This is a genomic window from Streptomyces sp. NPDC018045 (genome assembly GCF_044327445.1).
Lineage (GTDB): Bacteria > Actinomycetota > Actinomycetes > Streptomycetales > Streptomycetaceae > Streptomyces.
Map to the genome: position 1 here is coordinate 16,559 of NZ_JBIRFL010000023.1, position 13,436 is coordinate 29,994.

Below are 13,436 nucleotides of genomic sequence, written 5' to 3' on the forward strand. Positions count from 1 at the left end.
CTCCGGGCAAGCTTCACGGAGCACATTTCGCGGGCCGGGATTCCCGGACGCCCTTTTCCGGCAGCCGACCGCGGGATTGCGGGCCGGCTGCCCGGCCGGATTCTCCGGCCACGGGACCGTTTTCCCTGCGCGGCACAGCACACGCCACACGGGCACCCCGCCGTCGGCGCCGCACCGGATACGGCCCGGATACCGCCCCGGCGGGATACGCGCCGTTCCCGATTGCCGCGTCACCGGCTTTTCGACGGCCGCGGTCCACCACATTACGGACGGCGGCAGCCGACGCCGATTACCCGGCTGCCACCAGCGCCGTTCACCAGGCCACGGGCCTGGGCCGGCCGAGATCCGCCCACTGCCACGGCGGCTTCGGCCGACGAGGGCGATGTCTACTTGTTGGCGTTCTGGTACGCCTCACGGATATCGGCGGACACCCGGCCGCGCTCGTTGACCTCGTAGCCGTTCTCCTTGGCCCAGGCGCGGATCTTCGCGGTCTCACCCGAACCCGAGGCGGCGCCGCTCGCCTTGCGCGCCCCGGCACCCGCCTTCACCCGCCCGGTGCGGCGCCCGGCCTTCAGGAAGGGGCCGATCGCCTCCAGCAGCTTGTCGTAACTGTCCGGGGCGAGGTCGACCTCGTATGCAATACCGTCGACCGAGAGCGAGTGGGTGGCGACCTCCGTGGATTCTTCCCCGGTGAGGTCATCCGTGTAAATAGTGACGATCTTCTGTGCCATGCGGGTGATTGTACGTCTCGCGGCTGGTGCTGGGGCGAATCTTTGGCGAGGTGAACGAACCGGGGAACATCGTTTCGGAGATAGCCGGTGGATTCCCCGGATTCCCGCCCCTTTTCGACCGATCCGGCATTGTTGTGCACGGCTGCGCCTACATCATGACGGTCAGGTCCGCCAGAGGAGCAGGTCACACTCGCCCGGACCCACTGCGGCGACTGATAGCCAGCCCCGATCAACGAGGCATGATCTGGCTATTTCCCCGATCAATGCCCCCTGTGGCACCGTAGGGAACCGTCCAACCCCTCGCGTAAGCCCTGTTTCAGGACTTACGGCACACGAAGGAGAGCCTGTGCTCACTGTCGGTGACAAGTTCCCCGAGTTCGATCTGACCGCCTGCGTGTCGCTGGAGAGCGGCAAGGAGTTCGAGCAGATCAACCACAAGACCTACGAAGGCAAGTGGAAGATCGTCTTCGCGTGGCCCAAGGACTTCACCTTCGTCTGCCCCACGGAGATCGCCGCCTTCGGCAAGCTGAACGACGAGTTCGCCGACCGCGACGCCCAGATCCTCGGCTTCTCCGGTGACTCCGAGTTCGTGCACCACGCCTGGCGCAAGGACCACCCGGACCTGACCGACCTGCCCTTCCCGATGCTGGCCGACTCCAAGCACGAGCTGATGCGCGCGCTCGGCATCGAGGGCGAGGACGGCTTCGCGCAGCGCGCCGTCTTCATCGTGGACCAGAACAACGAGATCCAGTTCACCATGGTGACCGCCGGTTCCGTCGGCCGTAACCCCAAGGAGGTCCTGCGGGTCCTCGACGCGCTGCAGACCGACGAGCTGTGCCCCTGCAACTGGAGCAAGGGCGACGAGACCCTCGACCCGGTCGCGCTGCTCTCGGGCGAGTGAACCGCGACTGACGGCAACACGGGAAAGGCTGACCTGACATGGCTCTCGACGAGCTGAAGTCCGCGGTACCGGACTTCGCCAAGGACCTGAAGCTGAACCTCGGTTCGGTGATCGGCAACAGTGAGCTGCCCAAGCAGCAGCTCTGGGGCACCGTCCTGGCCTGCGCGATCGCCTCGCGTTCGCCGAAGGTGCTGCGCGAGCTGGAGCCGGAGGCCAAGGCCAACCTCTCCGACGAGGCGTACACCGCGGCCAAGTCGGCCGCCGCCATCATGGCGATGAACAACGTGTTCTACCGGACCCGGCACCTGCTGTCGGACCCGGAGTACGGCACGATGCGCGCCGGCCTGCGGATGAACGTCATCGGCAACCCGGGCGTGGAGAAGGTCGACTTCGAGCTGTGGTCGCTGGCCGTCTCGGCCATCAACGGCTGCGGCATGTGCCTGGACTCGCACGAGCAGGTGCTGCGCAAGGCGGGCGTGGACCGCGAGACGATCCTTGAGGCCATCAAGATCGCTTCCGTCCTCCAGGCCGTCGGCGCCACCCTCGACGCCGAGGCCACCCTCGCCGAATAGGTGAACCGGAGGCGCCCGGCGGGCGCCCGGCCGGTACGACAGAGCCCCGCGGACCTCAGGTTCGTGGGGCTCTGCGCATAATGATGGCAAATGTCCGTCCCGCACCTCATCGTCCAGTGGCTCAGACGCCCGTACTGGGACGCCCCCGACCCCACCTGGATCGTCCGGCGCTGGCCCGACCTCACCGCCTGCTGCGTCGCGGCGCTCTTCTTCTGGCTCTCCCTCACCCCGTCGCTGCTCCCCCGCCCCTGGCACCTCCAAGGTCTGATCGGCGGCATCACGGCCGCCATCGGCTACGCCGCCGGAGCCGCGGCGAGCGGCCTCTTCCGCGCCCTGTGCCGGTACCGCCCCACCGAACGCACCCGCGCCCGCTGCTGGCTGGCCTTCCACGTCCTCGGCGTCGTGCTCTCCACGGCGGCCGTCTCCTGGAGCGCCCACGCCCAGCGCCGCCTGCGCCGCCTCCAGGAGGTCGAGCCCTCTCTGGTCTGGCACACCCCGGTGATCATCCTGAGCGCGGTGGCGGTCTGCGCGCTGTTCGTGCTCCTCGCCCGGTGCGTACGCCTGGTGGCCCGCCGGCTCGCCCGGTTCTTCGGCCGCTGGGTGCCGCGCCCGGCCGCGTACCTGACCGGCGCGGCGCTGACCGCCCTGCTGGTCACCATCGGCTCCAAGGACGTCCTGTACGAGCGCGGCTTCATCGACATCGTCGACCGGATCTCCAAGGCCGCCAACCTGAGCACCGCCGACGGCATCACCCAGCCCGCCTCCGCGTATGTCTCCGGCGGCCCCACCTCCGTCGTCGCCTGGGCGGAACTCGGCGCGGAGGGCCGCAGCTTCATCGGCTCGGTGCCCCGCAAGCAGGACATCACCGCCTTCACCGGCCGGCCCGCCAAGGACCCGGTACGGGTGTACGTCGGCGAACAGGAGGGCGGCGACGCGCGCTTCCGGCGCACCGCCGACCTCGTCGTACAGGAGCTGGAACGCACCGGCGGCTTCGACCGCGAGGTGCTGGCCCTGCTGGGCACCACGGGCAGCGGCTGGGTGGACCCGCGGATGCCGGAACCGCTGGAGTACATGTACGGCGGTGACTCCGCGATCGTCGCGACCCAGTACTCGTACCTGCCGTCATGGATCTCCTTCCTCGTCGACAGGGAGCAGGCGGCGCGGGACGCCCGGGCGGTGTTCGACGCGGTGTACGCCAAGTGGTCCGCGCTGCCCGCGGACGACCGCCCCAAGCTGGTCGTGGGCGGCGAGAGCCTCGGTACGTACGCGACCGAGGCGGGCTTCGACGGGCTGGACGACATGCTCGGCAAAGTGGACGGCGCGCTGCTGGCCGGGCCGCCCAACGTCAGCCCCATCTGGAACGAGGTGGTCGCCGGGCGCGATCCCGGCAGCCCGGTGTGGCGTCCGGTGTACGGCCACGGGCGGCACGTCCGCTTCGCCCAGTACCCGGAACGCGACCTCGGGCGCCCCGACGGCCCGTGGGAGCACCCCCGGGTGGTCTACCTCCAGAACGCCTCGGACCCCGTGGTGTGGTGGTCCCCCGACCTGCTCTTCCACCGGCCCGCCTGGCTGGACCGGCCGCTCGGCCCGGACGTCACCGACGAGATGCGCTTCTGGCCGGTCATCACCTTCTGGCAGACGACCGTCGACCTCGCGGTGTCCTTCGGCGCGCCACCGCCGCACGGCCACCGGTACGGCACCGGCGCGGTGGACGGCTGGGCGGCGGTCGTCCCGCCGCCGGGCTGGACCGACCGGGACACGGCCCGGCTGCGGGCGTACGAGGACGCGAAGGACGCTCCGTACTGAGGGTCGGCTGGTGGGCCAGGTGAGCCGGGTGGGTCCGACGAGCCCGGTGGGCCCGGTGGGCCCGGTCGGCCCGGCCGACCCGGCCCTCGGTCAGTCCTGTGGGGCGCTCCCCTTCGGCTGCGTCGGCGCGACGTCCAGCGCCGTGGCGCCGTGCGGGGGCGGCGTCATCCTGAGGGCCTGCTCCCTGGAGTACGAGCGCAGATAGCCGACGACGGTGTTGGTGACCGCGACCAGCGGCACCGCGACCACCGCGCCACCGATGCCGGCGACCAGGCCGCCGGCGGCCACCGACAGGATGACGGCGAGCGGATGGACCCGTACCGCGCGGCCCAGGATGAACGGCTGGAGGATGTGCCCCTCGATCTGCTGCACCGCCAGGACGACCGCGAGCACCATCAGCGCGGCGAACACGCCCTGCGTCACCAGCGCGACCACGCACGCCAGCGCGCCCGAGACGACCGCGCCGACCAGCGGGATGAAGGCGAACAGGAAGATGAAGACGGCGAGCGGCACGGCGAGCGGCACGTCGAGGAAGTAGATGCCGATGCCGATGAAGATGGCGTCGATCAGCGCCACTATCACCGTCCCGCGCACATAGGCGGTCAGCGTGCGCCAGGCGCGCGGCCCGGCGCCCGCCACGCCTTCGCGCGCCGCGCTCGGCACGAGCTTGAGAAACCAGTTCCAGATGCGCCGGCCGTCGTACAGCAGGAACAGCGTGGTGAACATCGCCAGCAGGATGCCGGTGAGCACCTCCAGGACGACCGTGACGCCCTCCAGGCCGGCCGAGGTGATCGCCTCCGTGTTGGCGCCGACGGCGTCCTGGAGGTTCTTGGCGATGTTGTTGATCTGGTCCTCGGTGACGTGGAACGGGCTGTTGAGGAGCCAGCCCTTCAGCTCGGTGATACCTTCCTGGATCCGTCGGGACACCGAGTCGATATTGTCCTGGACCTGCCATACGACGAACCATCCGACCAGGCCCATGATGACGAACCCGGCGATGAAGGTCAGGGCCGTGGCGAGCCCCCGCGGCACGCCCCGGCGCTTGAGCCAGGCCACGGTCGGCTGGAGCAGCGCGGTGATCAGCAGGGCGGCGACGAACGCCAGCACCACGAGCTGGATGGAGGTGATGACCTTGGCCAGCACCCAGATGGTCCCCGCCAGGAGCAGCAGCCGCCAGCTCACCTCGGCCGCGACCCGCACACCCCACGGCACCGCGGCCACCGGGTCGGGGCGGGGGGCGACGGCGGGCGCGTACGTCGGCGGGGCCGGCACCGAGTCCGGCTGCCGGTGGGCGTCGTCCGGCGTATCCGCGGCGCCCGGCGCGTCCGGTGACCCGTCGTCGGTTCGCACACCGGCGTACGCACCGGCGTACGTGTCGTCGTGCGGCGCCCGGGGCCCGGCCGCGTGCCCGGCTCGCCTCAGCTCCTCCGGGTCGCTCTCCCCCACCGCGGCCTCCGCGCGGCGGCGCTGGTCCTCCAGCCGCTGCGCGATCCGCGTCAGGCCGGCGCCGAGGCCACCGACCCACTGAGGCAATCTGGACATGTCGCTTCCTCTTCCCCTCCCGCCCCCCGGTGCTGTCAGGACGACGTTACCGGTGCGGGACGCACGAAACCCCCGACGCCGTCGCGGCCGGGGGTTTCGCGTACGAAGCGGAGAGGCGGACCACCTTACGCGGTGATCCGCCCTCACGTTCCGGTACCAGCGGCTGCCTGCCGGAACCAGCGGTGCTTTTCCGGTACCGGCAGCCGTCTTCTCAGTACCAGTGGTTGTTCTGCCAGAAGCCCCAGGCGCCGCACGGGCTGTTGTAGCGGCTGTTCATGTAGTTCAGCCCCCACTTGATCTGGGTGGCCGGGTTGGTGCGCCAGTCGGAGCCCGCGGAGGACATCTTGGTGCCGGGCAGCGCCTGGACGAGGCCGTAGGCGCCGGAGGAGGCGTTGGTGGCGCGGTAGTTCCAGCCGGACTCGTGGTCCACGATGTTGCTGAAGCACTGGAACTGGTCGGCCGGCAGCATCTGCCGGGCGATGGCCTGCGTCTCGGCGATCGAGTACGACGCCTTGGCGGTGAAGGTGGAGGCGTCGCGCGCGGCGGAGCGGGAGGCTTCCTTCTCCTTCTCGCGCTCCTTGGCGTCCTGCTCGGCCTTCGCCTTCTTCTCGGCGGCGTCCTTCTTGGCCTGCGCGTCCTCGGCGGCGGCCTTGCGGGCCGACTCCTGAGCGGACTTCAGCGCGGCGGCGTCCGCCTGGGTGGACGCGTCGTCCGCCTGCTGCGTAAGGGAGGCCGTCTGCACCTGGGCCTGGAGGCCCGCGGGGACATCGGCGATCGTCGCGTCGGCCGCGGCGGCCTCGGTGTGGGCGACCGAGCCCTGCTCCTGGCCTGACGCGACACCGACAACGGCGCCGACGGTGGTGACCGCGGTGGCGGAGGCCACGGCGAATCCCCGGACCGAAATCCGGCTCACACGCTTTCCTTCCAGCATCGTCCGCATAGGTGACCTCGCGGACGCAATCGTGCCCCTGGCGCTGGCCTCCCCTTGTTCCGGCCCCGAACGAGCGGAGGGGACGGCTGGTCACGGGAGGCGCTGGCCCGGTACGTCCCCCTCGGGGTCCGCGTGGTGCTCGGGCGGCATACGGCGACGCTATGAAGTTCTGGGGTTCCGCACCGCTGGGGGTGCTGGTGTGCCGTATGCGGGGCCTGACAGGACCCAGACTCTGCCCGAACCGGACGCGCGGAATCAATTCATCGTTGCGTGTGAAAGCTCACACCCCGTTTGCCGCAGGCGATTTGCGGAAATCCCCGCGCAACGCGGCGCCGCCCGGCTAAGCTCTCGCGCTCCTGCCGGGCGGCGCCATACTCCACAACGGGTCAGATCCTGCCGTCCTCCAGCATTTCGGTCACCAGGGCCGCGATCGGCGACCGCTCCGAGCGGGTGAGGGTGACATGCGCGAACAGCGGGTGGCCCTTGAGCTTCTCGACGACCGCCACCACCCCGTCGTACCGGCCGACCCGCAGGTTGTCGCGCTGGGCGACGTCATGGGTGAGCACCACCCGCGAGTTGGCGCCGATCCTGGACAGCACCGTCAGCAGCACGTTGCGCTCCAGCGACTGCGCCTCGTCGACGATGACGAAGGCGTCGTGCAGCGACCGGCCGCGGATGTGCGTCAGCGGCAGCACCTCCAACATGCCGCGGCCCACCACCTCTTCGATGACGTCCGAGGTGGTCACCGCGGACAGCGTGTCGAAGACGGCCTGGGCCCACGGGCTCATCTTCTCCGCCTCGGTGCCCGGCAGATAGCCCAGCTCCTGGCCGCCGACCGCGTACAGCGGCCGGAAGACCATCACCTTGCGGTGCTGACGGCGTTCCAGCACCGCCTCCAGCCCCGCGCACAGCGCCAGCGCCGACTTGCCCGTACCGGCCCGGCCGCCCATCGAGACGATGCCGATCTCCGGATCGAGCAGCAGGTCGAGCGCGATCCGCTGCTCGGCGCTGCGTCCGTGGATGCCGAACGCCTCCCGGTCGCCGCGCACCAGCCGTACGCTGCCGTCCGCCGTGACCCGGCCGAGCGCCTTGCCCCGTTCGGACTGGAGCACGAGCCCGGTGTGCACGGGCAGCCCCTCGGCCTCGGGGAGGCCGGTGGTCTCGTCGGCGAAGAGGTCGTCGATCTGCCCGGCGGTCGCGGTCAGCTCCGCCATGCCCGTCCAGCCGGAGTCCGTGATGGCGAGTTCGGCGCGGTACTCCTCCGCCAGCAGGCCCACCGCGGACGCCTTGATGCGCAGCGGCAGGTCCTTGGAGACGACCGTGACGTCGTAGCCCTCGGCCTGGAGGTTGCGGGCCACCGCGAGGATCCGCGAGTCGTTGTCGCCCAGGCGGAAGCCGGCCGGAAGGACACCGGGGTCGGCGTGGTTCAGCTCGACCCTGAGGGATCCGCCCAGCTCCCCGATGGGGATCGGGGCGTCCAGCCGCCCGTACCGCACCCGGTACTCGTCGAGCAGGCGCAGGGCCTGCCGGGCGAAGTAGCCGAGTTCCGGATGATGCCTCTTGGCCTCCAGTTCGGTGACCACGACGACCGGCAGCACGACTTCGTGCTCGTCGAAGCGGGACATGGAGCCTGGGTCCGCCAGCAGCACGCTGGTGTCGAGGACATAGGTGCGCCGGCCGTTCTCACGGCGCTGCTTGCTGTTCACCACGGGTGGACGTACCCCCTCGGATGAGGTCGGGGTGCGACGGCGTCGCGGAAGTGGGGTCGCCGCGCCGTCGGGCGGCGGGCGACGAGGCCGGGCTCGGACCGCGATGCACGGGCCGAACGCCGGCCCTCCGCGTCGTCCGTGCGGTCCGCACGGTCGTCCGTGATGCGCAAAGGGCCTCCCGGGCGGACGGCCCCGTGCCGTCCGCTGAGATACGGCATCCGATGACTGGTACTGCCGGATACCGACCTGGAAGGGATATTCCCGCGAACGTGCGCACCCATGCAATGGCATATGACGCACGGTCGGTGAACGCTTGGTTACGGCTTTGGCGCGGGGTGCTCCCGCGCCGGGAGCTGAAGGTCCGCTTGGCCTAAAAGCCGTAACGCCGGTGGCGGGCGGCGTAGTCGCGCAGGGCGCGCAGGAAGTCCACCTTGCGGAAGGCCGGCCAGAAGACCTCGCAGAAGTAGTACTCCGAGTGGGCGCTCTGCCAGAGCATGAAGCCGGAGAGCCGCTGCTCGCCACTGGTGCGGATCACCAGGTCCGGGTCCGGCTGGCCGCGCGTGTAGAGGTGTTCGGAGATCAGGTCGATGTCGACGATGTCGGCCAGCTCCTCGAAGGAGGTGCCGCGCTCGGCGTGGTCCAGGAGCAGCGAGCGCACCGCGTCCGCGATCTCCTGGCGGCCGCCGTAGCCGACGGCGACGTTCACCAGGATGCCGGTGTGGTCGGCGGTGGCCTGCTCGGCCTCCTTGAGCACCCGCTGCGTGCCGGCGGGCAGCAGGTCGCGGTTGCCGACGTGGTGGACCCGCCAGCGGCCGTCGGCGGCCAGGCCGCGCACGGTGTTCTCGATGATCCCCAGCAGCGGGGTCAGTTCCTTCTCGGGCCGGTCGAGGTTGTCCGTCGACAGCAGCCAGAGCGTGACCACCTCGACGTCGGTCTCCTCGCACCAGCCGAGCAGCTCGGTGATCTTTTCGGCCCCGGCCTGGTGGCCCTGCACGGTGGTCCGGCCGTCGGCCCGCGCCCAGCGGCGGTTGCCGTCCAGGATGACGCCGATGTGCTTGGGGACCTGGTCATGGTCGAGGCGGCCTTCGACCCGGCGGGCGTAGAGCCTGTAGACGAGGTTGCGCAACGCGGGCGGGTACGGGATGCGCACCCCGGAAGATCGCAGCATGTGTGGTCAAGCCCCTCCGTGCAAATGGCGGTCGCCCCCGTCGCCTCAAGTCGGCAACTTTACGTCGCGGATGTCCCGGTGACCCAATCAGGTGTGTCACAACTCCGTGATAAGGAGATGACCATGACTGACTCCTCTGTCCACATTGCCGCGAAAACGCGCTACGACTCCATGGAGTACCGCCGCACCGGCCGCAGCGGTCTCAAACTCCCCGCCGTCTCCCTGGGCCTGTGGCACAACTTCGGCGACGACCGTGACCTGGCGTCCCAGCAGGCGATCCTGCGCCGCGCCTTCGACCTGGGCGTGACCCACTTCGACCTGGCGAACAACTACGGGCCGCCGCCCGGCTCGGCCGAGCTGAACTTCGGAAAGATCTTCGCGCGGGACTTCCGGCCCTACCGCGACGAGATCGTCCTCTCCACCAAGGCCGGATATCTGATGCACCCCGGGCCGTACGGCGAATGGGGTTCGCGGAAATATCTCCTCTCGTCGCTGGATGCGTCACTGAAGCGGATGGGCGTCGATTACGTCGACATCTTCTATTCGCACCGTTTCGACCCGGACACCCCGCTGGAGGAGACGATGGGCGCCCTGGCGTCCGCCGTCCAGCAGGGCAAGGCGCTGTACGCGGGTGTCTCGTCCTACTCCGCCGAGCAGACCCGTGAAGCCGCCCGCATCCTGCGGGGGATGGGCGTCCGGCCGCTGATCCACCAGCCCTCGTACTCGATGATCAACCGGTGGACCGAGGACGACGCGCTGCTGGACACCCTGGAGGCGGAGGGCATGGGCTGCATCTCCTTCGCCCCCTTGGCCCAGGGCCTGCTGACGGACAAGTACCTGGACGGCATCCCCGCGGGCTCGCGCGCCTCGCAGGGCAAGTCGCTCGACCCGGGCCTGCTCTCGGACGACGTACGGCGGCGGTTGCGCGGCCTGAACGAGATCGCCGCACGCCGCGGCCAGTCCCTCGCGCAGTTGGCGCTGTCCTGGGTGCTGCGGGACGAGCGGATGACCTCGGCACTGATCGGGGCGAGCAGCGTGGCGCAGCTTGAGGCCAACGTCGCGGCGGTGGGTGCGCCGAAGATCACGGACGAGGAGCTGGCCGAGATCGAGGAGTTCGCGAAGTCGACCGATGGTGTGAACATCTGGGCCAAGCGCGGCTGATTCTGTTCGGTCCGCGACGCCCTCGCGGTGCGCTCCCCGCGCCCCGCAGAGACGTTCGCACGATCCGTGTACGAAACCCGCTTCGACATGATCATGGCGAGATCCGTACCCGGGCAGAAAAGCGGGCCGGTCCGTGGGGGGGGATACGGACCGGCCCGAGGGGGGGGTTCCCACCATAACCCCGCCGAGGGGGTGCTCCGTGCAACTTCAGGCGGAACGGCGCGGCCGGTTTTTGGATCAAGGCGCCGCCGCGGCCCCGAGAAGCACCCCGAGAAGCGCCCCGGTGATCATGAAAGGGCCGTACGGCATGGCCTGTTTGGGCCCATCATTACGGCGTTCCGAGCCCCTGGCACGCGTCAGCAGCAGCCCGCATCCGTAGAGCGCGCCGAGCAGCAGCCCCGCGAACGCGCCAGTGATCAGAATTGCCCAGCCGTACCACCCAAGAGTGACCCCCAACCCGATCGCCAACTTGACGTCCCCGAGTCCCATTCCCGCTGGATTGACCAAATATAGGACGAAATAGAAGCCCCCGAGGGTGAGCCCACCGAGCAGCGCCCCGCTCCACGCCCCCGCCGCGCGCCCGCTCAGCACGGCGAGCCCCAGCAGCAGCGCGGCACCGGCCGCCAGCGGCAGGGTCAGCACGTCGGGCAGCCGCCGCACCCGCCAGTCGACGACGGCGAGCAGCACCGCCACGGGGGCGGCCGCGAGCCAGACCGCCAGCTCGGGCCGCGCGCCGGTGGCAGCGGCGAGCACCGCGCAGACCAGGGCCGTGACCAGGGCGGTCGCCACCGCCCCAGGGCCGTACGGGCCACAGGCGCGGCACCGCCCCAGCCCCACCCACCCCCGCGCAGGGCCGGCGACCGGCTGACCGCACGGGCAGTGGGCGCGCCAGTCCTCCTCCGGCTCGACGGTCAGCCGGTACGCGGGCCGCGGCACGAGCAAGCCGGCGGCGGCACCGTACCCGGCGGCGAGAACCATCAGCATCACAGGCACACGGCCGACCCTAAGCTGATAAAACGCTCTCCATGTCCCGCTGGCAGAACGGATCAGGAACGCTCCGCTTCGTGCAGACCGACGACGGAGAAACGACGCCCGCGGAAGCGGAGCGGGCGGTGGCAGCGGCCGGCCCGGCACCGGACGGCACAGCCGACGCGCCGGGCGCACCCACCGGCATGCCGCCGATCGCTCTCGAAATCGCCGCCTCCCACCGGGCCCGCGCCCGCGGGCTGCTGGGCCGCGACGGCATCGACGGCGCGCTGCTCCTCACCCCGGCGAGCGGCGTCCACACGTTCCGCATGCGCTTCCCCGTCGACGTCGCCTACCTCAGCCGGAACCTCACCGTCCTGGCCGTCCGCACCATGCGGCCGGGGCGGCTCGGGCTCCCCCGCCTCCGCGCCCGGCACGTACTGGAGGCGGAGGCCGGCGCAATGGCCCGCTGGGGCCTGCGCCCCGGCGCCCGCGTCACGGTCGACACCCCCTGACCCTCCACCCGCCCGGCAGCTCGGCACCGCCGGCACGCCGCATCGGCTGGTGGCTCGTCTCCCTGCCGCGGGCCGGCCTCTCCCAGGGCAGGAGCAGGCAGGCAGGCCCGCGCGATGCGCTTCCAGCCGATCGCGTGTGAGCGGTGCGAAAACGACCATAGGGCACATACCCGCATATGTACTATCTTCCAGCACCAACTCACCTCCCGACGCCCCGCAATTACCCCTTCCAGGCGGCACCGGGCACCAACGGCCGCGAGATGGGGCCCCCGCCCCGTCAACCCAGGCATGACCGCGCCACGCCGCACACACGATCGAACACACCCGGGCCGCCGGCGCCCCCGCCCGCACCTCCGAGGCGTCAGGCGTCCTCAGAGGTCGATCAGACCACCTTGAGCAGCCCGCAGGAGCCCCGCGATCGCCACAGAGCCGGCAGTGACGACTATCGACGGGGCATCACTCTCACGGATCAGCACATCACCTTCACCGCCTACCGCAAGTTCCAGGCAATTGTTGCCTTCGCTGCTGTAGGTCGACTTCTGCCAGTGGAGGGAGGACACGGGCACGCCTCTTTCAAAGCTCGCTGATGATGTCTTGAAGGAACTCACGAGACGCGTTCTCCTGGAGCGCCACGTCTTCGAAGCGCCGCATGAACGTGCGGTACTTCTCCAACTGGTAGTCCGCGTACACGCACTCAGACCCATGTTCGGAGTCCAGTTGTACCGTGTCCAGTTGCGGAACCGGCCCCGAGGCGTAGAGAACCGTCTGCCCGGCCCCGGGGAAGACCCCGGCCGAGTAGGGAACCACCAGGACGACGACGTGCGGGAGCTCGCTCAACTCGGCGATGTGGGTGAGCTGTTCCTTGACAACTCGTCGGCCACCGAACTGCATGCGCAGCGCCGCCTCATGGATGATCGCCTTGAAGGGTGTCGGATCATCACCGTAGAGGATCTCTTGTCGCTTGATCCGGTGCGAGACGCGATGCTCAATCTCCGGAGGAGACAGCGCAGGAATGGACTGCCGAAAAATTACCCGCGCGTAATCAACGGTCTGCATCAGTCCCGGCAGATGAGCAATCTGCGCAGTGCTGATCGCACCGGCATAGTGCTCCAGCTCAGCGAGATCGAGCAGGTTTGACGGCAGCAAGCGCCTGTACTCGTCCCACCATTGACGGCCATGACTAGCGGTCATGTCGGCGAGCGCAGCGATGTACGCCTCATCCGCGCAGCCGTAGTTGTGCGCGAACATACGCACCCGCTCGGCACTCACTCCGAAGCGCCCGGACTCAATGCTGCTGATCCGCGCCGCATTCACGCTGAGCAGTTGCCCTGCCTCGCGCGTGGCCAGCCCGGCACGCTCGCGCAACTTCCGCAGCTCAGCACCGATTCGCTGCTGACGGCCGGTCGGCGCACTTCTTGGCGGCATGCCCCACCC

Annotated in this window: 13 protein-coding genes; 5 read left to right on the forward strand and 8 right to left on the reverse strand. The window is 69.9% G+C overall.

The genetic code is table 11. The annotated features are described in order from the left end of the window. Positions 1 to 386 precede the first annotated feature (386 nt). Positions 387 to 731, reverse strand: coding sequence for an Lsr2 family protein (locus tag ACH4EB_RS31330; RefSeq protein WP_398351459.1), 345 nt, complete (start codon positions 729 to 731; stop codon positions 387 to 389). 346 nt (positions 732 to 1,077) lie between these two features. Here ACH4EB_RS31330 and ACH4EB_RS31335 point away from each other — a divergent pair, with 346 nt between their 5' ends. The 3 genes from ACH4EB_RS31335 to ACH4EB_RS31345 all read left to right on the forward strand — a co-directional run bounded on the left by ACH4EB_RS31335 (position 1,078) and on the right by ACH4EB_RS31345 (position 4,010). Beyond that, positions 1,078 to 1,632 (forward strand): peroxiredoxin, encoded by a 555-nt coding sequence (locus tag ACH4EB_RS31335; protein WP_360127556.1) that lies wholly within the window; start codon positions 1,078 to 1,080, stop codon positions 1,630 to 1,632. A 38-nt stretch (positions 1,633 to 1,670) separates the two neighbouring features. Next, positions 1,671 to 2,204, forward strand: a complete 534-nt coding sequence (locus ACH4EB_RS31340; protein ID WP_398351461.1) for an alkyl hydroperoxide reductase — start codon at positions 1,671 to 1,673, stop codon at positions 2,202 to 2,204. Between the two features lie 90 nt (positions 2,205 to 2,294). Further along, positions 2,295 to 4,010: an alpha/beta hydrolase gene (locus ACH4EB_RS31345; RefSeq protein ID WP_398351462.1), complete on the forward strand. Its 1,716-nt coding sequence runs from the start codon at positions 2,295 to 2,297 to the stop codon at positions 4,008 to 4,010. A gap of 90 nt (positions 4,011 to 4,100) precedes the next feature. Here the strand turns inward: ACH4EB_RS31345 and ACH4EB_RS31350 are convergent, their stop codons facing one another. From ACH4EB_RS31350 to ACH4EB_RS31365, 4 genes are all read right to left on the reverse strand, one after another. After that, entirely contained in the window at positions 4,101 to 5,552 is a 1,452-nt protein-coding gene (locus tag ACH4EB_RS31350) for an AI-2E family transporter (protein ID WP_398351464.1), read from the reverse strand. A 211-nt stretch (positions 5,553 to 5,763) separates the two neighbouring features. Continuing rightward, positions 5,764 to 6,465, reverse strand: a complete 702-nt coding sequence (locus ACH4EB_RS31355; RefSeq protein ID WP_398351466.1) for a transglycosylase SLT domain-containing protein — start codon at positions 6,463 to 6,465, stop codon at positions 5,764 to 5,766. Between the two features lie 404 nt (positions 6,466 to 6,869). Continuing rightward, a complete protein-coding gene (locus tag ACH4EB_RS31360; protein ID WP_398351469.1) occupies positions 6,870 to 8,192 on the reverse strand; it encodes a PhoH family protein in 1,323 nt (440 codons plus the stop codon). Positions 8,193 to 8,562: 370 nt separating this feature from the next. Then, the gene (locus ACH4EB_RS31365; protein WP_398351470.1) at positions 8,563 to 9,360 is read right to left on the reverse strand and encodes an isoprenyl transferase; all 798 of its coding nucleotides are present in this window, start codon (positions 9,358 to 9,360) and stop codon (positions 8,563 to 8,565) included. Between the two features lie 117 nt (positions 9,361 to 9,477). On the opposite strand from ACH4EB_RS31365, the gene mgrA reads away from it, so the two are divergent. Next, a complete protein-coding gene (mgrA, locus tag ACH4EB_RS31370; protein ID WP_398351472.1) occupies positions 9,478 to 10,521 on the forward strand; it encodes an L-glyceraldehyde 3-phosphate reductase in 1,044 nt (347 codons plus the stop codon). Positions 10,522 to 10,758: 237 nt separating this feature from the next. On the opposite strand, the gene ACH4EB_RS31375 is transcribed toward mgrA, so the two are convergent. Further along, the gene (locus ACH4EB_RS31375) at positions 10,759 to 11,505 is read right to left on the reverse strand and encodes a prepilin peptidase (RefSeq protein WP_398351567.1); all 747 of its coding nucleotides are present in this window, start codon (positions 11,503 to 11,505) and stop codon (positions 10,759 to 10,761) included. A 188-nt stretch (positions 11,506 to 11,693) separates the two neighbouring features. Here ACH4EB_RS31375 and ACH4EB_RS31380 point away from each other — a divergent pair, with 188 nt between their 5' ends. Next, on the forward strand, positions 11,694 to 12,002 hold the full coding sequence (locus ACH4EB_RS31380; RefSeq protein ID WP_398351570.1) for a DUF192 domain-containing protein: 309 nt from the start codon (positions 11,694 to 11,696) through the stop codon (positions 12,000 to 12,002). A 371-nt stretch (positions 12,003 to 12,373) separates the two neighbouring features. Here the strand turns inward: ACH4EB_RS31380 and ACH4EB_RS31385 are convergent, their stop codons facing one another. Together ACH4EB_RS31385 and ACH4EB_RS31390 are read right to left on the reverse strand one after the other, a co-directional pair. Further along, positions 12,374 to 12,610 carry a DUF397 domain-containing protein gene (locus ACH4EB_RS31385; RefSeq protein ID WP_398351473.1) on the reverse strand — a complete coding sequence of 79 codons (237 nt, stop codon included), beginning with the start codon at positions 12,608 to 12,610 and terminating at the stop codon, positions 12,374 to 12,376. After that, positions 12,576 to 13,427 carry a helix-turn-helix domain-containing protein gene (locus tag ACH4EB_RS31390; protein ID WP_398351474.1) on the reverse strand — a complete coding sequence of 284 codons (852 nt, stop codon included), beginning with the start codon at positions 13,425 to 13,427 and terminating at the stop codon, positions 12,576 to 12,578. Before ACH4EB_RS31390 ends, ACH4EB_RS31385 begins: the two co-directional genes overlap by 35 nt. Positions 13,428 to 13,436: the final 9 nt, after the last annotated feature.